The sequence below is a fragment of the Lewinella sp. W8 genome (assembly GCF_004375085.3).
GTDB lineage: Bacteria > Bacteroidota > Bacteroidia > Chitinophagales > Saprospiraceae > Neolewinella.
The window spans coordinates 576,591-593,034 of record NZ_SNAQ03000001.1; the positions used below are offsets into that span (position 1 = coordinate 576,591).

General features: G+C 54.5%; 15 protein-coding genes. 11 read left to right on the forward strand and 4 right to left on the reverse strand.

What is annotated here, in order from left to right; translation table 11 throughout:
• The first annotated feature begins 17 nt into the window (after positions 1–17).
• Both E1J53_RS02345 and E1J53_RS02350 read left to right on the forward strand, forming a co-directional pair.
• Positions 18–581 carry a type 1 periplasmic binding fold superfamily protein gene (locus E1J53_RS02345; RefSeq protein WP_134270372.1) on the forward strand — a complete coding sequence of 188 codons (564 nt, stop codon included), beginning with the start codon at positions 18–20 and terminating at the stop codon, positions 579–581.
• A gap of 49 nt (positions 582–630) precedes the next feature.
• Positions 631–2,964, forward strand: a complete 2,334-nt coding sequence (locus E1J53_RS02350) for a TonB-dependent receptor (protein ID WP_173021335.1) — start codon at positions 631–633, stop codon at positions 2,962–2,964.
• A 13-nt stretch (positions 2,965–2,977) separates the two neighbouring features.
• Here E1J53_RS02350 and E1J53_RS02355 read toward each other — a convergent pair whose 3' ends face one another.
• The 3 genes from E1J53_RS02355 to E1J53_RS02365 form a co-directional block, all read right to left on the reverse strand.
• A complete protein-coding gene (locus tag E1J53_RS02355; RefSeq protein WP_134270374.1) occupies positions 2,978–3,562 on the reverse strand; it encodes a hypothetical protein in 585 nt (194 codons plus the stop codon).
• A gap of 72 nt (positions 3,563–3,634) precedes the next feature.
• Positions 3,635–4,165, reverse strand: a complete 531-nt coding sequence (locus E1J53_RS02360) for a TlpA disulfide reductase family protein (protein WP_173021336.1) — start codon at positions 4,163–4,165, stop codon at positions 3,635–3,637.
• Between the two features lie 62 nt (positions 4,166–4,227).
• Positions 4,228–5,178 carry a hypothetical protein gene (locus E1J53_RS02365; RefSeq protein WP_134270376.1) on the reverse strand — a complete coding sequence of 317 codons (951 nt, stop codon included), beginning with the start codon at positions 5,176–5,178 and terminating at the stop codon, positions 4,228–4,230.
• 830 nt (positions 5,179–6,008) lie between these two features.
• On the opposite strand from E1J53_RS02365, the gene dnaE reads away from it, so the two are divergent.
• The 7 genes from dnaE to E1J53_RS02400 all read left to right on the forward strand — a co-directional run bounded on the left by dnaE (position 6,009) and on the right by E1J53_RS02400 (position 14,789).
• The gene (gene dnaE / locus E1J53_RS02370) at positions 6,009–9,557 is read left to right on the forward strand and encodes a DNA polymerase III subunit alpha (protein WP_134270377.1); all 3,549 of its coding nucleotides are present in this window, start codon (positions 6,009–6,011) and stop codon (positions 9,555–9,557) included.
• A 68-nt stretch (positions 9,558–9,625) separates the two neighbouring features.
• Positions 9,626–10,213: an NAD(P)H-dependent oxidoreductase gene (locus E1J53_RS02375; protein WP_134270378.1), complete on the forward strand. Its 588-nt coding sequence runs from the start codon at positions 9,626–9,628 to the stop codon at positions 10,211–10,213.
• Between the two features lie 227 nt (positions 10,214–10,440).
• Complete coding sequence (locus E1J53_RS02380; protein ID WP_173021337.1) at positions 10,441–11,103, forward strand: RluA family pseudouridine synthase; 663 nt, start codon at positions 10,441–10,443, stop codon at positions 11,101–11,103.
• A gap of 237 nt (positions 11,104–11,340) precedes the next feature.
• The gene (locus E1J53_RS02385) at positions 11,341–11,967 is read left to right on the forward strand and encodes a chromophore lyase CpcT/CpeT (protein ID WP_173021338.1); all 627 of its coding nucleotides are present in this window, start codon (positions 11,341–11,343) and stop codon (positions 11,965–11,967) included.
• Between the two features lie 102 nt (positions 11,968–12,069).
• Positions 12,070–12,345, forward strand: a complete 276-nt coding sequence (gene rpsO, locus E1J53_RS02390) for a 30S ribosomal protein S15 (RefSeq protein ID WP_134270381.1) — start codon at positions 12,070–12,072, stop codon at positions 12,343–12,345.
• A gap of 649 nt (positions 12,346–12,994) precedes the next feature.
• On the forward strand, positions 12,995–14,194 hold the full coding sequence (locus E1J53_RS02395; protein ID WP_134270382.1) for a DUF262 domain-containing protein: 1,200 nt from the start codon (positions 12,995–12,997) through the stop codon (positions 14,192–14,194).
• A gap of 19 nt (positions 14,195–14,213) precedes the next feature.
• Positions 14,214–14,789 (forward strand): HEPN domain-containing protein, encoded by a 576-nt coding sequence (locus E1J53_RS02400; RefSeq protein ID WP_256366159.1) that lies wholly within the window; start codon positions 14,214–14,216, stop codon positions 14,787–14,789.
• A gap of 364 nt (positions 14,790–15,153) precedes the next feature.
• On the opposite strand, the gene E1J53_RS02405 is transcribed toward E1J53_RS02400, so the two are convergent.
• Positions 15,154–15,516 (reverse strand): helix-turn-helix domain-containing protein, encoded by a 363-nt coding sequence (locus E1J53_RS02405; protein ID WP_134270384.1) that lies wholly within the window; start codon positions 15,514–15,516, stop codon positions 15,154–15,156.
• 231 nt (positions 15,517–15,747) lie between these two features.
• On the opposite strand from E1J53_RS02405, the gene E1J53_RS02410 reads away from it, so the two are divergent.
• Positions 15,748–16,095, forward strand: a complete 348-nt coding sequence (locus E1J53_RS02410) for a hypothetical protein (protein ID WP_134270385.1) — start codon at positions 15,748–15,750, stop codon at positions 16,093–16,095.
• Positions 16,095–16,442 (forward strand): hypothetical protein, encoded by a 348-nt coding sequence (locus tag E1J53_RS02415; protein WP_134270386.1) that lies wholly within the window; start codon positions 16,095–16,097, stop codon positions 16,440–16,442. Before E1J53_RS02410 ends, E1J53_RS02415 begins: the two co-directional genes overlap by 1 nt.
• The last annotated feature ends 2 nt before the right edge of the window (positions 16,443–16,444 follow it).

The following is a 16,444-nucleotide window of genomic DNA, read 5'->3' on the forward strand; positions in this document are numbered from 1 at the left end:
CCAATAACCATAACCACATGAAAAACCTTTTTCTCTTACTCTTTGCTCTTGTTGCCCTGGTAACCTTCAACGCCTGCGATGACGATGACCCCATCATCGAGAACCCCGAAGAAGTCATCACCGACCTGACCTACACCCTTACCCCGACGGGAGGCGGTGACGTGGTGACGATGACCTTTCAGGATCGTGACGGCGACGGTGGCAACGCCCCCACCATCACGGTATCCGGACCACTGGCGGCAAACGCTACCTACACCGGGTCGCTGGAACTCCTGGATGCTTCCGACGCCAGCGACATCGAAGACATCACCGAAGAGGTAGAAGAGGAGGATGATGAGCATATGTTCTTCTTCCAGGTGAGTTCTGCTGACCTGACGATCGCTTACGGCGACAGCGACGGCGACGGAAACCCCGTCGGTCTGCTGACCGACGTTACCGCCGGCGCGGCGGGCTTTGGAACTCTGACCATCATTCTGCGCCATGAGCCCAATAAGAGTGCCGCCGGCCTGGCGATCAATACGCCCGAGCTTGCCGGTGGAGAAACGGACATTGAAGTTACTTTCAACGTAACTATTCAGTAGTTTTGCGGGCCCGGTGATCTTGCCGGGCCCGCCCACCAAATTAGTTTACTTGCCTACCGGAAGATTTCCGAAAACCGTCTTTCGATTTTCCCTGCTTGCCACCTTATTCCTGGTAGGTGGAGAATACGTTGCGGCTCAGACCGGATGCTCCTTTACCATATCCGGAAGGATTTTAAGTGAGCACGACGGCGAGCAGTTGGGGTACGCCAACGTCTACCTGATAGATGAGCGGGTGGGCGTGCAGGCAGACAGTAGTGGCTACTTTGAGGTGAACAATGTTTGCGGCGGAGCGCAGGTGCTGAGATTTTCTCACATCGGCTGTGATGCACAAGAAATCGAAATGCTGCTACGGGGGGATACCACGCTGACGGTATTCCTGCACCACCACGACAACTTTACGGAAACGGTGACGGTGTCCTCCGCTGCGTCGGCGGAGTATACCCGGGAACTCGACCGGCAGGCGGTAGCTACCCTTGGCGACGTGCTGGAACGCACGGCCGGCGTGAGCAGCCTGCGCAGCGGAACGGCCGCGGCCAAGCCCGTCTACGATGGCGTCTTCGGCAACCGCCTCAGCCTTCAGAACAACGGCATCGCCCAGAGTGGGCAACAATGGGGAAACGACCACGCCCCGGAAATTGACCCCTGGGTCGCGGCCTACGTCCGCGTAGTGGAGGGCGTGGAGGCCCTGAAGTACGCCGGCCCCACGGTCGCGGCCACCGTCCTGATCGAACCAGCGCCCCTCCGGGAGAACGAATCTCCTTCGGGGACCCTGGCCTACGGATTTCAGTCCAATGGCCTCGGGAATACCCTCAATGCCCGCCTGACGGCGGGCGGCCGCACGGCCTACCGCCTCAGCGCCACGGGAAAAATACGCGGAGATCAACGGGCTCCAGACTACGTGCTGACGAACACCGGACGTCAGGAAATAAACGCCGCCCTTCAGCTGGCCCACTTCCACAACCAGCGGTGGACGAGCCGCCTCTACTACAGCATCTTCAACGCCAACATCGGCGTACTGCGTGGCTCTCACATCGGTAACCTGACGGACCTGCAGGACGCCATCGGCCGGGAGGAGCCCTTCTTCACGCAGCCGGACATCAGTTTTGACATCAACTCTCCCCGGCAGGCCGTGCAGCACCACCTGCTGAAACTCGAAACCGAGTTTCGCCCCAACGAAGATCACCGGCTGACCCTCCGCTACGGCGGACAGCTCAACAACCGCAAGGAGTTTGACGTCCGGCGGGGCGACCGAGATAATATCCCCGCCCTCAGCCTGCGGCAGTGGAGCCACCTCGTGGAGGGCGCCTGGCACCACGAGCTGGCTCCGGACCGCCACCTGGACGCCAACCTGCAGTACGAATTTGTCCTCAACGACAACGTTCCCGGCACGGGAATCTTTCCCCTGATTCCGGACTACAACGCCAACCGCGCCTCGGCCTACCTGGCCTACCACGAAGAGGGCGACCGCTGGCAGTACCACGCCGGGCTACGGGTGGACCGGCAGTTCTACGAAGCCATCACCATCACCCCCGACCCGCCCTTCCGGATCGAACGCTTCGAGCACCGCTTCAATACCCTTGGCGCCAGCGCCGAGGGAAACTACCGGATCACCGGGCGCTCCAGCCTGCGGCTGGGCGTTACGCTTCGGGAGCGGGCCCCGCAAATCAATGAACTCTACAGCCGTGGCCTGCACCAGGGCGTCAGCGGTATTGAGGAGGGAGACAACAGCCTGCAACCCGAGCGCTCCCTGAAGGTGACGGGAGGCTGGCGGTACGCCAGTAATTCCCTGATCGTCAACGCCAGCGCCTTCGTACAACCCGTACGGGACTACATCTTTCTGGAACCCCAGCCGGAATTTCGGCTGACCATCCGGGGTGCTTTTCCTCTCTTCCTCTACCGGGCCGGCGATGCGCTGCTCTACGGCAGCACCCTGACCACCTTCTGGCAACCCAACGATCGCTGGGAAGTGGATGGCCGTCTGGCCATCGTCCGGGGCCGTAACCGGACCGAAGACAGTCCGTTGGTGTACATGCCCGCTGATAACCTCCGTCTGGGGGTGAAGTACCGCACGGGAAGCCAGCCGCGGGGCTGGCAACTGAGCCTGAGCGCCCTGCTGGTGGACCGGCAAACCCGCTTGGACGCAGAACAGGACTTCCTGCCGCCGCCCCCCGGCTACGCGCTGCTGGAAGCCGGATTGGAAAAGGAATGGGGGCTGCCCGTGAAGAATCCCTCGGCCCCCGGCCGTACGGAACGAACGCTGCACCTGCGCCTCGGCGCCCAGAACCTGCTCAATTCCACCTACCGGGACTACCTTGACCGTCAGCGGTACTTCGCCGACGCCCCGGGCCGCAATGTAGAACTGCGGCTGAGTTACGAATGGTAAATGTTTTCCCTCCTTACAGCCTCCGTCTTCTCCGCATGCTTCGCTCGTTAAATTCGGCGACGATGGCGTAGATGTCACGGTAGCGGTAGCCCCGCTTGCCGATTTTTCGGGCGAGCTCCGGACTGGCCTCGGCGAAAAATTCGCGGAGGCTTTTCTTATATCCTACCCGCGGCACGGGAAAGATTTGGTCCTTGCCGTAGCCGATCCAGTAGGTAGGGATGGGGTTCTGGAAGAGTTGTAGCAATTGGTCGTCAACCCAGTCATCGGAGCTATCGGGAAGGCGGTACAATCGCAGGGCCCTACCAGATTGGTCTTCGCGTAAAAAGAACCACAGCCCTTCGTGGAAACGGCTGACGTACCGGAAGTTTTCCCCGTCCTTACTGAAGCCGAAGCCCTTGACGAGGGTGGGGTGAATGGAGTATTCGTCACCGAAATCGTTGGTGAAGACAATCAGGTTTCCCGTCGGGGCGTACTCAATTAAATTCAGATAGCCCGTCAGCTGGTAGCCGTCTTTGGTCAACAGAAAACCACGGAACGAAGCAGCACTCACGGAAAGGGAAACAAACAGCAGGATAAGAATCAAGTAGGTGTTCCGCATATCAAATTAGTTGCGGAATCAAAATACGAAAAATGCCGTTCTGGTTTTAGCCGCTTTCCAAAAAACCGTCAGTTATCCGTCAAGCAATGGCTGGATAGCGCCCTGAAGATCAACGTAAGTGGGGAAATTTCGGCGGTAGACGTACTTGCGTTTGCCCCGGTAGAGGATGGTGGTGGGCAGGGCGCCCGTCCAGGCGCGGTCAATCGTTTTCCCCCATTCCGATCCTTCGTCGGTGAGGACCAAATTGGGCAGGTTGATGCCCGCTTGCTGGAAATAGTCGGGGATGCGTTCAATGGCGCTGGGCTCCGTGTCGAGACTGACCAGAACGACCTTGACGGGGACGGGGGAAGCCTCGTCCGCCAGGCGTTGCAGTAGCGGTAGCTCTTCCCGACAGGGCTTGCACCAGGTGGCCCAGAAATTGACGAGGTAGGCCGTGTCGCTCCCACCGCCGAAAAGGCCTTCGATGTCCGCGAAATGCTCGTAGACCGGCACGTTTTCCGCGTTGCCCAGGGCCGGGGGAGGCGTGGGATCATTTTGCGAGGGACCGCAGGTGCAAAGTACGAGGGCAAGGAGCAATAAAGCGGGAATGAAACTTTTGGACATGGGCAATGAATTACGCATTTGCCCACAGTAAAGGAGTTCGGCCCCCCGAAGGTTTTACGGGCTTACTCGTCGGACTTCAGGCGTACGGCGATCTTCTGGGAGAATTGCTTCACGTAACGCCGCAGATCACGGTGCTTGCGGACTATATCAACGATGGCATCCTCGTGCGCCATGAACTTTTCCCGGACGGAACGGTGCACCGCCTCGGATTTCGTCATGCTCAGGTACTGCTGATCCTGCAGATCGAGTCGGCCGTCGCTGGATCGCTTGCGCGCGTAGGGCGCGCCCACCCAGCCGGAGAAATCGAAATCGTAGCCAATGGGGATCAGTTGGTCGTCCTGGGTACGGAAGAGTTTGAGGTTTTGTCCCGTGGGGATGCTCCAGTCTCCGTTGGCGATGAAGTACTGGAAAAAGGCCTGGGTGGGTTCGGTGTCTGCGTAGAAGTCTTCGGCGGTGTGCCCAAAGTGGTTGTCTTCCTGTTTCAGATTCAGCCGATTGGCGAGTTCTTCGTCGTTTTCGATGATGAAGGCCGGAATGGTTTGCAGTTGGTTTTCCCCCACCACGAGGGTGAGCCGAATCAGCCGGACTCGGAAGCTGTAGGGCGTCAGTTCGTTGTACACCCGGTAGGCCAGAAATTCCCGCATCAGGGCCGCCTCGTTTTCTTCTCCTTCGTGGCAGGGAACCACCAGTTTATACTTGTCGAACTCGGCAAAACCGTGGTCGCGCAGGGAGCCCCGTTTGAAGTCGATGTTCATGGGCTTGTTGGTGCAGTACACCAGGCGGTAACGCCCCCGCACCCGTACCCCCGCCGGCATGGAGTGCGGTCCGGATGCGGAGACTACCTGAAAGATGGCGTCCACCTCAATGGTATCCTTTTGTGGCGCTCCGTCGGGGAAGCGCAGGATGACGTCCAGCCACTCGTCTTCCACGGCCATCAGGTCGTCGAACAGGGAGCTCTGGGCGGTTAGCGAGGGGGTGATCAAAAAGAGAAACAGGCACAAGGGCAGGCGCATGGACGTCAATTTGGCGCAGAAGATAAGGAAAGAGGGGGGGATTGAATGATGGAGGGAGTGAAGGATTGAATGATGGAGGGATTGAATGATTGAGGGAGTGAATGACGAAAGGAAAAGGCGAGCGCTCCCCGTCAGCGTCCGAGCGAAGCGAGGCTCCTCCGCGGTGTCGCGGCCTTGAGGCTAGCAGTCTACTACCTTTCGGAGCGAAGGCTTTAGCCGTTGGGGTGCACCGTTTGCCGGATAAATCCTTCGCTATTGGATGGATATTGATTTTTTGTGGGGGAGGGGGGCTTATTTTATTGAAGGGGCGGGTGTGGTAGACTAGGCCTCACGCGCAGCAAACACTCTCCGATCTTCAGTAGCGACGGCTTTAGCCGTTAGGGTGCACCGTTTGCCGGATGACTCCGGCGCTACAGGTAGAGCTTTACTTTTTTGGTGGGATAGGGTGCCCCAGGTCGGCGGACGAACCTGCTCGTGCCTCGCGTTTCGGCCGGCGACCTGGTTGCATCTGCACTGGCTGAGTATTCCGCTACGCTGCACCTGCACCGGCTGAGCCGAGTATTCCGCTGCACCTGCGCGCCGTCGCCCAAAAATTCCGCTATTTGGTCCGCGACACCTACGAGGAGCCTCGCTTTGCGAGGACGCCTCGGAGGAGCGCTCCTTTTTTTCATTCAATCCTTCCGTCATTCGGTAATTCAATCCTTCAATCCTTCTCTCCCTCCATCCTTGGCTCCATTGTGGATAACTTTTGTTTGAAGTGCTGCGTTTTACCAACGGCCTTTACGTACCTTAGCAAGACTAGCTACTGACCGCCAAAAGTTGTCCCCACCATGCCCGAATTTGTCCACCTACATTGCCATACGCAGTACTCTCTCCTCGACGGTGCGTCGGAGATCGGGACGATGATGGACAAGGCGGTGGCGGACGGCCAGAAGGGCGTGGCCCTAACGGACCACGGCAATATGTTTGGGGCCTTCAAGTTCGTCAACGAGGCGAGTAAGCGCGGCCTCAAACCCATGGTGGGCTGTGAGTTCTACCTGGTGGAAGACCGCCACAAGAAGTCCTTCAGCCGGGCGGCCGGGGAGCGGGACGTGCGCTACCACCAGCTGATGCTGGCCAAAAACAAAGAGGGCTACATTAACCTCTCCAAGCTGTGCAGCCTCGGCTACATTCAGGGACTGTACGGCAAGTACCCCCGGATCGATAAGGAGCTGATCGAGCAGCACCACGAAGGACTGATCGTGACCAGCTGCTGCATCGGTGCCGAGGTTCCCCAACTGTTGCTGCAGGGCAAGGACGAGGCCGCCGAGGAAGCCCTCAAATGGTGGCTTAACCTCTTCGGCGAAGACTACTACATCGAGCTGCAGCGCCACCGCGGCCTGGAAGACATTGACGGCCTCGGCGTGAGCCAGGAAGACATCAACCAGAAGCTGTTGCTGCTGGCCCGTAAGCACAACGTGAAGGTGATCTGCACCAACGACAGTCACTACGTTGAGGAGGAAGATTACATGCCGCACGACATACTGTTGTGCGTCAATACGGGCAGTTTGCTGGAGGATACGAGCCGCTTCAAGTTTCCGAGCTCCGACTTCTACTTCAAGCAACAGATCGAGATGGCCAACCTCTTCGCCGACGTGCCGGAGAGCGTGGCCAACACCATGGAGATCTACGACAAGATCGACACCCTGGAGCTGGCCAGCGACGTATTGCTGCCCAACTTCCCGATGCCGGCCGAGTTCGCCACCCAGGATGATTATCTGCGCCACCTGACCTACGAGGGCGCCAAGCGCAGGTACGGAGAAATTACCGAAGAAATCCGTGAACGGCTCGACTTTGAACTCTCGGTCATCAAGGGCTCGGGCTATCCGGGCTACTTCCTAATCGTGCAGGACTTCACCACCGCCGCCCGACAGATGGGCGTCAGCGTGGGGCCGGGCCGCGGCTCGGCCGCGGGCTCCGCCGTGGCCTACTGCGTCGGGATCACCAATGTCGACCCCATTAAGTACGACCTCCTGTTCGAGAGATTCCTCAACCCGGAACGGATCTCCATGCCGGATATCGACATTGATTTTGACGACGTCGGCCGCCAGAAGGTAATCGACTACGTGATCGATAAATACGGACAGGAGCAGGTCGCCCAGATCATCACCTACGGTACGATGGCGGCCAAGTCTTCCCTGCGCGACGTCGGTCGCGTGATGGACGTGCCGCTGAGCGAAGTGGACCGGGTGGCAAAAGCCTTCCCCACTCAGTTGGGAGCCTCGCTGAATCACGTGCTGGCCGACGGTGATATTCACCCCAAGCTCAAGGGTAAGCTCAACGGCGAGGACGTCGACCGGGCCTACAAGTTCCGGGAAATGGCCGATGCGCCGGACCAGATCGGAGAGATGATCCGCACGGCCAAGAAGCTGGAGGGGTCCATCCGGAATACCGGCATCCACGCCTGTGGCGTGGTGATCACGCCCTCCAACATCACCGAGCACGTGCCGGTGACGGCCGATAAGGACACGGGGATGTACGTCAGTCAGTTCGACAACTCCGTAGCAGAGGATGCCGGTCTGCTGAAGATGGACTTCCTCGGACTGAAAACCCTCACGATCATCAAGGACGCCCTGCGGATGATCAAAGAAAACCATGGGGTGGACATCGACGTGGACGAACTGCCCCTCGATGACGAGAAGACCTACGAGCTCTTCCAGCGCGGGGAAACCAACGGCATCTTCCAGTACGAGAGTGGCGGGATGCAGAAGCACATGAAAAACCTCAAGCCGACGACCTTCGACGACTTGATCGCCATGAACGCCCTGTATCGCCCGGGGCCGTTGGAGTATATTCCGGAGTTCATTGAACGGAAACATGGTCGGCGACCCATTACGTATACCCTCAATGCAGAGGAAGAATACTTAAAGGAAACATTCGGGATTTATGTATACCAAGAGCAGATTATGCTCTTGAGCCAGAAGATTGCCAACTTCACCAAGGGCCAGGCCGACACCCTGCGGAAGGCCATGGGTAAGAAGAAAAAGGCGGTGCTGGACAAGATGTACCCCGAGTTCATCGAGGGCGGAAAATCCAACGGTCACCCCGAGGACAAGCTGGGCAAGATCTGGAAGGACTGGGAAGCCTTCGCTTCCTACGCCTTCAACAAGTCCCACTCCACCTGCTACGCCCTCGTGGCCTACCACACGGCCTACCTGAAGGCGCACTATCCGGCGGAGTACATGGCATCGGTGCTGACCCACAACAAGTCGGATCAGACCAAGATGAGCTTCTTCCTGCGCGAATGTCGGCGCATGGAAGTGCCGGTGTTGGGACCAGACATCAACGAGTCCCAGGCGGACTTCAGCGTAAACAAGCAGGGGGCCATCCGCATCGGCCTGACCGCCCTCAAGGGGGTAGGGGAGGGCCCCGTGGAGGCGATCCTTTCCGCCCGAGAGGAGGGAGAATTTTCCAGCGTTTTCAACCTGATGCAGCGGGTCGAGCCCGGCACGGTCAACAAGCGGGTGCTGGAGGCGTTGGTCGACGCCGGTGGTTTCGACTGCTTTGAGGACATCCACCGGGCCCAGTACTTTGCGCCCAGTGAAAAGTACGACTCCTACCTGGAGCACGTCACGAAGTACGCCAACGCCTACCAGAGCCAGTTGGCCGCCGCGGCCACTTCGCTGTTCGGTGCGATTCAGGAAGAGGTACTGCCCGACGAACCCAAGCCGCCCGCCGCCAAGGAGTGGCTGCTGCCCGAGAAACTGGACCGGGAAAAGGCCGTAACGGGCATCTACGTTTCCGGCCATCCGCTTGATGGCTACAAACTGGAGATGGACAACTACGTCACCTGCTCGTTGGCTGATCTGAGTCCCCAGAAGTACGGTCGTAGCACCGTGCGCCTGGCCGGCATGATCACCGGCGCCCGCCACCTGGTGAGCAAGAACGGTAATGGCTGGGGCATCTTCGAATTGAGTGACTACGACGAGATGATCGAGTTCAAACTCTTCGGAGAGGATTACCAAAAGCACCGGCACATCCTGCACGCCGGAACGGCTCTCTTCATCACGGCAACCTACCAGAAGAAGTGGAACAGCGAAGAACTGGAGCTCAAAATTGGGGACGTCAAACTCCTGGAGGGCATCGGTCGGGAAATGACCGAGGCCGTCATCCTCAAGATGGCCGTGGATCAGGTCTCCGATAAAATGGTGATGGCCCTCGACGAGCTTTGCCAGCGCTTTCCTGGAAAGCAGAAGCTGCGGATGGTCTTCTACGATCGGGAGGAAGACATGAAACTACGAATGTTCTCCCTCCACCGGAAGGTGGACGCGGATACCGATTTTATTAAAGAAATCGATCGAATGGGGATAAAGTACCGTTTGGAGGGAAGCCGCGCCTGATGGATTTTGGGCGGTGGCTGGTTTGACGTATAGATACGTCTATACCCCATGCTTTAACCACCCATCCAATGCCCAAGAACATCCTCCTCCTCGTCGGTCACCCCGACGAAGAATCCTACAACTTCGCGCTGGCTGATGCCTACGCCGCAGGCGTAGCCAGTACCGGCGCCCATCTCCGACGGATAAACATTCGGGAGCTGGACTTCAATCCCAACCTGGCCTTCGGGTACCGCAAGCGGACGGAGCTGGAGCCCGACCTGGTGGCCGCCTGGGACGCGATTCAGTGGGCCGACCATCTCGTGTGGGTGTACCCCGTGTGGTGGGGCAGTCTGCCGGCCATCATGAAGGGATTCATTGACCGACTCTTTTTGCCCGGCTTTGCCTTCCAGAAAAGGGAAGGCAGTCTGGCTAGGTGGGACAAACTCCTACGCGGCAGAACGGCCCGGCTGATCTCCACGATGGACCAGCCGACCTGGTATTATCGACTCGTGTACGCCCGACCCACCTACCACGCCATGAAGCAACTCACGATGCAGTTTACGGGGGTGCGACGGGTAAAGTCTACTGCGATTGGCCCCATCCGGTTATCGTCGGATGCTTTCCGGGCGAAGTGGCTTGGGAGGGTGGAGGCCCTTGGGGTGCGAGACGGGAGGTAGGATTTTCCGGAGTTGTCGTACTTCTACATATCTACGACGAGATTGGTAGGATTTTTCGGGGTTGTCGTACTTCTACATATCTACGACGGGCTTGGTCTGATTTTCCGGAATGTCGTACTTCTACATATCTACGACGGGCTTGGTCAGTTTTTCTGGGGATGTCGTACTTCTACATATCTACGACGATTTTACCCCCTACTTCTTCCCCACCACCGTACTTTTCGGACATGAAACAGAGCAGCCTTGACATCCTGCACGAAGGGCAGGGGTACGTGGTCATCAATAAGCCGGCCGGTATCGCTACGGAAAAGCACTTCAATTACGATACCGTAGAGGCGCGAGCGCAGGTGCAGTGGAAACGTCCGAGGAGCCTAAAGGAGGCCTTCGTGGGCATCGTGCACCGCCTGGACCGCCCGGTAAGTGGGGCATTGTTGCTGGCAAAGAATAAATCGACCCTCCGCTTGCTGAACGAGGCCTTTGCCGAGAAGAAGGTTCGGAAAACCTACTGGGCCATTACCGACCGGCCCCTGCCGGCCGAGGCCGGCGAACTACGCCACTTCATGGCCCGCGATCGGATGGGGAAGAAAGCCATCGCCGCCACCCGACCCATCCCCGGGGCAAAGGAAGCCCGCCTGAAGTATGCCCTCCGCTTTGCCGCCGACGGCAAATTCTACTGGGAAGTCGAACCCATCACCGGAAGATTTCACCAGATTCGGGCACAACTGGCGACCGCCGGTGCCCCCATCATCGGGGACGCCACCTACGGTTCCCTGCATCCCCTACAACCTAACTGCATTGCCCTGCACGCACGGACCCTCCGATTTGCCGATCCGCACACCAAAGAGCCCGTAGAAATTACCGCTCCGTTGCCAGAATACTGGCCAGACTAGGGATAAGTCGTGGTCGGAAGCCTGTTTCGCGAAGGCTTAGCCGAGTGAAATGGCGTCCGAACACTATTCGACGGAAAAGGATAAGCGCGAAATTTTTATCACCCAGGTCGGAATCCCTCGGCTTAGGGAGATGCCGAAAAACATGGCCCTCCCATGAAAATTGTGGGCACCTGCGCAACGCGCCCAATCGCCCGGCCGTTTCTGAAAGTAATACCTTGTGCAGCCAATTTGCTCCGTATGACCCGAATCTTCTCGCTTCTTTTCCTCGCTTCCGTTCTTTTGGCCTGTAATACCACCAAAGTGGTGAATAAGGTGGACGTTATGGACCTGCGTACCGTCATGACCGGAAGCTTCGATAGCTCCCTCCAGGCCTCCGTAAAGGAGGATTATTACAACATCGTCTTGCACATGGAACCGATCTGGTTGGATAAGCCCGGGAACTGGCTTTACGTGGAGCAGGCCGTGGCCGCTACGGCCGACGAGCCCTACCGGCAGCGTATCTATAAACTGGAGCAAACGGGCACGCGAAAGTTCGTTAGTCGGGTGTTCGAAATGCCCGATCCCGAACGTTTCATTGGCGCCTATGATGACCCGGATCTCCTTAACGTCATCGGCCCCGAGCAGCTCACCGAACGGGAGGGCTGTGCCGTCCACCTTAAGTACGAGGGAGAAGGAACTTACCGCGGGAGTACCAAAAAGGATAAGTGTAAAAGCTCCCTGCGTGGGGCGACCTACGCCACCAGTCGGGTGTCCATCACCCGCGCCTTCGTGCAGAGCTGGGACCAGGGCTTCAACGCTGAAGACGAGCAGGTATGGGGTGCCACCGAGGGCGGCTACATGTTCATGAAGCAGGTGAAGGAGTAATCTCTCCACCGGACTGCTTGTTGAATACATTTATTTCCCCTACCTTTGCGGCCCGAAATTTTTCGCTTTAACTGATTTCCGTAATCACCAAAGGCTTCCATAATGGCAGTTTACCTTTCTAAGGAAAAGAAGGCCGAGATATTCGCCGAGTACGGCGGCTCCGCCACCAACACTGGTTCCACCGAGGGCCAGATCGCGCTGTTTACCTACCGTATCCAGCAACTCTCCGATCACCTGCAGACGCACCGCAAAGACCACAGCAGCCGTAAGGCCCTGCTGAGTCTGGTAGGTCAGCGTCGTCGTCACCTCGCCTACCTTCAGAAGAAGGACCTCGAAGGTTACCGCGCACTGATCGCTAAGCTGGGCATCCGTAAGTAATTACGCGCCCCGCCAAACTGACGAAAAAGCCCCCGCTCGCAACTGCGAGCGGGGGCTTAGTTTTTTATCCAGGGTCAACCGGCACTTATGCCGTCCTGGCGATCAAGAAATTATTGGCAGCGGTTAGGAGCAAAACAAAGCCCCCATTAGCAAAGACTAATGGGGGCAAATCATTATTTCAAGTCGTCAATAAAAAGCGGTTTACTTACGTGAGAGAGCTAAAAAAATAAAAGAGAACTAAAGGTAAGGATAACACTTGTAAATTTAAGCCATATGAGGATGAAATCTGCATGACCTCCGGAGCACTCCGCCGCATCGGGGAGTAATTTGGGTAAGGCCCGAAAACGAGAAAAGCCACCCCCGCGGTAGCGGAAGTGGCTTACTCAAGGTGATTCCTCTGGGGCTCGAGGAGGACTTTTAAACAATTCAGGGTGAGGGATTTGTGGGAAGTGGTTAACGAGAGGTTAACAAGGGACTTCAAAATGGGAGGTTTTAAGGCTTGTAGATGTGGAGAGGGAAAGCGTATTTTGTCGTAAGCATGAAGGCAAGTAGACGACAGCAATTCGTTGAATACATGCTGGCTTTTCGCCTTTTATGTACTCAACCAAATACTGTAATTACAATAGTGTTTATCTTTAGAAAAAAATAAATGAATACAGACAGAGACTATGGATACGAGAGTGAAGAAGACCTTATTCAGGAGCTCGAGGTATTTGATCAAGCAGTAATTTGGAGTACAGACTGGACTTCAGAAACTGTTAATAATCAGCTGCGTAGAGGCAATATTGATGTCAACCCTAAATTTCAGCGAAGAGATGCATGGTCTAAAAGGCAGAAAAGTAGATTTATTGAGAGTCTTATTTTAGGGTTACCTATCCCTCAAATTATACTGGCTGAGAGAAAAAACAAGAAAGGCCACTACGTTGTACTTGACGGGAAGCAGAGATTATTAACACTTCGCCAGTTTTATAGCAGAGGAAAGGAGACTGGTTTTACGCCTTTAAGACTACAAGGTTTAGAAATACTTAGCCAGCTCAATGGAAAGACGTTACAAGACATTTTAAATGATATCGTATATCAGCAAATTGCTGATCAGTTAATGAATCATACAATTAGAACTATTGTAATAAAGAATTGGCCAAATGAAGCATTTCTGTATACTGTGTTTTTAAGATTAAATACCGGTAGTATAAGGCTTTCACCCCAAGAGCTTAGACAAGCGCTTCATCCTGGTGAATTTATTGATTTTGTCGATTCTTTTGCCATTTCAAGTAATCCGATTAAAGCGATGCTGAAAATTGACCAGCCAGACTTTAGAATGAGGGATAATGAAATGGTTATTAGATATTTCATGTTCAAACTATTTCTTACAGATTACACGGGTAATTTGAAAATATCTTTTGATAGGACTGTAGAGACATTGAATGCAGAGTGGGAACAAAAAAAAGATGATATAGAGAATCTAGCTAATGAACTAAACAGTTCTATACAATTCGTCATTGAGGTGTTTGGAGTAAGGAATGGATTTAGTAAATGGTTGCCTGAGGGGAGATTTCAAAATAACTTTAATAGAGCTATTTTCGATGTAATGATTTACTACTTTAGTGTTCCTGGTATTCGGAATAGATTAGATAATAGGGGTAATGATATTATTGATGCATTTAAGGAAATATGTATTAATGATCAAGAATTTTTGAATGCTATCGAGCAGACTACTAAGAGCACTACTAATACTGCAATACGGCTAAATAGATGGGGGGAAGTTGTTGCTAGATTAGTTAATGATAAGATAGAAGTACCGATGTATAATGAAGGACGAATAGTCATAGTTCAGTCTCAAAATGGGTAATTCCAGGAGGTTTCACCAAATGTCTCGTAGGATAGAGCAACTAGAAAATAGTTTGTTGCCAAACACCCGTATTTCCGGAAACTACTCTAGAAAGGAACAGGACATGATACGGAGTTATGTGTTACTAGTTCACGCAGAAATTGAATCCTTCTTTGAAGAAAGGGCTAAAAGCAAAGTTGAATCAGAATTCATTAAGTGGAAGAATAAGAGAAAAAGGAGTAATACCCTTCTTAATTTAGTTGCTTTTTTAGGCGCAGAGATTGATTGGTCAAAAAAAAAGAGAACAGACAAAGATCAAATACAATTTAGACTCAATGTATTAGTTACTCATTTCCAAAATGGTGTTGTGCAAAAAAATAATGGGATAAAGCCTGATAATTTATTTAAACTACTTCTTCCTACGGGTTTAGAAGTAGCTGATTTTGATCCAACTTGGTTAATAGAAATGGAAAATTTCGGGAAGGATAGAGGAACTATTGCACATCAACCCTTAAGTGTTCAAAACACTATTGATAAAGTTACTGAAGTTGATAGAATTAAGAATAGAATTTTACCCGAGATCGCAATTCTAGATAGACTACTATCGAATAAATAAATGCGCTGAAATAAGTGAGTATTGGGGAGTATTGCACAAAGTATGTTTCAAATTCTAATGGGCTTAAAAAATAAAGGGAGAGCCATCACCCCTCCCCCACCAGCACCATCAACTGCAGAACAACCACAAACCTTCTCCCCTTCGTAGTCGCCGGATCAGCCAGCTCCGCGCGGAGTCTTTCGATAGTTTTTCGCCGATCAGGATGCAAGGTGCTTGAGCTTTTAAAACATTGAATCACAAAACAAACATTTTGTTGATAAATACGCAAGGCTTCAAACACATTAAAATTTTTCCAAATAGAAAAGCCCCGGAGCAAATCGCTCCGGGGCTTTTCTATTTGACCAGTATCTGGTCGCCAAGTACGTTACTCTATCCCATACTTCCGCGCCAAATCCGGATCCCGCTCCTTCAGCGCCTGCTCCACCAACCGTAGCCGCTGCTCCAGCAGCTCGTTCATCCTCGTCAGCGTCTCATCCATCGTTGCCTTATCCTCTCCTTCGGCCCCAAAAGGGCGGCCGGATTCCTGGCTGAGATCCTTTAGGAGAAGATCATCAATATTCACATCAAGGACTTTCGCTACTGCAATTACAGTTTCAACTTTGGGTTGATGTGTACCAGAAAGATAGCGTCCTATCTGTGCTGGAGAAATATTTGTCGCCCTGGAAAGCTCAGCATTGTTCCACCGTCTTTCGTCTAATAAGTGTTTGACATTCTGTACGAAATACATCTAGGTGTAAGTAATGCGAAAATGAGGGAATCTATCCTTAGTGAAAATTTATTTCACTAGTGCTTGTATTTAATATCACTAGTGCAATATATTTGTACCATAAGGTTATAAACAGTAACCCAAAAGTATAACAATCGAACCGTAAAGTTTCACATTACGCCGCAAAAAGTGACTTGCTGCGGCCGGGCCACCCCCATGTCATAACGTAACGGTGCGACCAAACTCATTGCCATGTTTCCCGCTGGAACCCAAACCCAACTGGTGAAGCCGACCCTCGAACGGTTCGTGGAAGATCGGCTCGCAGAGCTCGAACTGACGCACGATTCCCTCGCCGAACAAATGGGCGACATCATCGGCACGGACTACAAAATCCACCGCCTCACCCGCCGCATCAATTCCCCCGAAACCTTTCCGGCCAGCGAATTGGCCGCCTTTGCCCAAGTGCTTCAGTTAAAGGACTGGTACGCGGACCTCGTGATCAACTTCGGGGCGGGTATCGACGGATGTTCCGTGGCGGACTTCGACCGGATGCTGCACCCCATGGGTTGCCAGCTCGGCCGCGTAAACGTAGCTGCGTAATGGGTATCGGCGCTACCTCCACCCCACCGGCCACGGGCGAAGCGATCGCGCAGCTCATGGACCTCACCCGCCAGCTACTGGCCGAGCAACGGGAAACCAATCGCCTGTTGCGCAAAGACCTGGAGCCCCCCAGTCCCTGGATGACCGGCGACGAAGCCGCCGCCGCCCTGGGCCGGCCCCTCACCAAAAGCGGCGAGCACCTGCGCTGCCTGAAGTACTTCCGGGAACGCGGCTACCTGACCGTACATGGTTCCACCCGTCCCTACACCTACTCCCGGCAACAAGTCATGGACTTACGGAAAGCCATCGAACAGGAACGGGCCTTCATGCCCTCGCGCTTCCGCTAGGC

What these genes read in the sequence shown, in the direction of transcription:
- E1J53_RS02345 (WP_134270372.1), top strand. Translation starts at nt 18, where the DNA reads ATGAAAAACCTTTTTCTCTTACTCTTTGCTCTTGTTGCCCTGGTAACC.
- E1J53_RS02395 (WP_134270382.1), top strand. Translation starts at nt 12,995, where the DNA reads ATGAATACAGACAGAGACTATGGATACGAGAGTGAAGAAGACCTTATT.
- E1J53_RS02405 (WP_134270384.1), bottom strand. Translation starts at nt 15,516, where the DNA reads ATGTATTTCGTACAGAATGTCAAACACTTATTAGACGAAAGACGGTGG.
- E1J53_RS02400 (WP_256366159.1), top strand. Translation starts at nt 14,214, where the DNA reads ATGTCTCGTAGGATAGAGCAACTAGAAAATAGTTTGTTGCCAAACACC.
- E1J53_RS02415 (WP_134270386.1), top strand. Translation starts at nt 16,095, where the DNA reads ATGGGTATCGGCGCTACCTCCACCCCACCGGCCACGGGCGAAGCGATC.
- E1J53_RS02410 (WP_134270385.1), top strand. Translation starts at nt 15,748, where the DNA reads ATGTTTCCCGCTGGAACCCAAACCCAACTGGTGAAGCCGACCCTCGAA.
- E1J53_RS02375 (WP_134270378.1), top strand. Translation starts at nt 9,626, where the DNA reads ATGCCCAAGAACATCCTCCTCCTCGTCGGTCACCCCGACGAAGAATCC.
- rpsO (WP_134270381.1), top strand. Translation starts at nt 12,070, where the DNA reads ATGGCAGTTTACCTTTCTAAGGAAAAGAAGGCCGAGATATTCGCCGAG.
- E1J53_RS02355 (WP_134270374.1), bottom strand. Translation starts at nt 3,562, where the DNA reads ATGCGGAACACCTACTTGATTCTTATCCTGCTGTTTGTTTCCCTTTCC.
- E1J53_RS02380 (WP_173021337.1), top strand. Translation starts at nt 10,441, where the DNA reads ATGAAACAGAGCAGCCTTGACATCCTGCACGAAGGGCAGGGGTACGTG.
- E1J53_RS02365 (WP_134270376.1), bottom strand. Translation starts at nt 5,178, where the DNA reads ATGCGCCTGCCCTTGTGCCTGTTTCTCTTTTTGATCACCCCCTCGCTA.
- E1J53_RS02385 (WP_173021338.1), top strand. Translation starts at nt 11,341, where the DNA reads ATGACCCGAATCTTCTCGCTTCTTTTCCTCGCTTCCGTTCTTTTGGCC.
- E1J53_RS02360 (WP_173021336.1), bottom strand. Translation starts at nt 4,165, where the DNA reads ATGTCCAAAAGTTTCATTCCCGCTTTATTGCTCCTTGCCCTCGTACTT.
- dnaE (WP_134270377.1), top strand. Translation starts at nt 6,009, where the DNA reads ATGCCCGAATTTGTCCACCTACATTGCCATACGCAGTACTCTCTCCTC.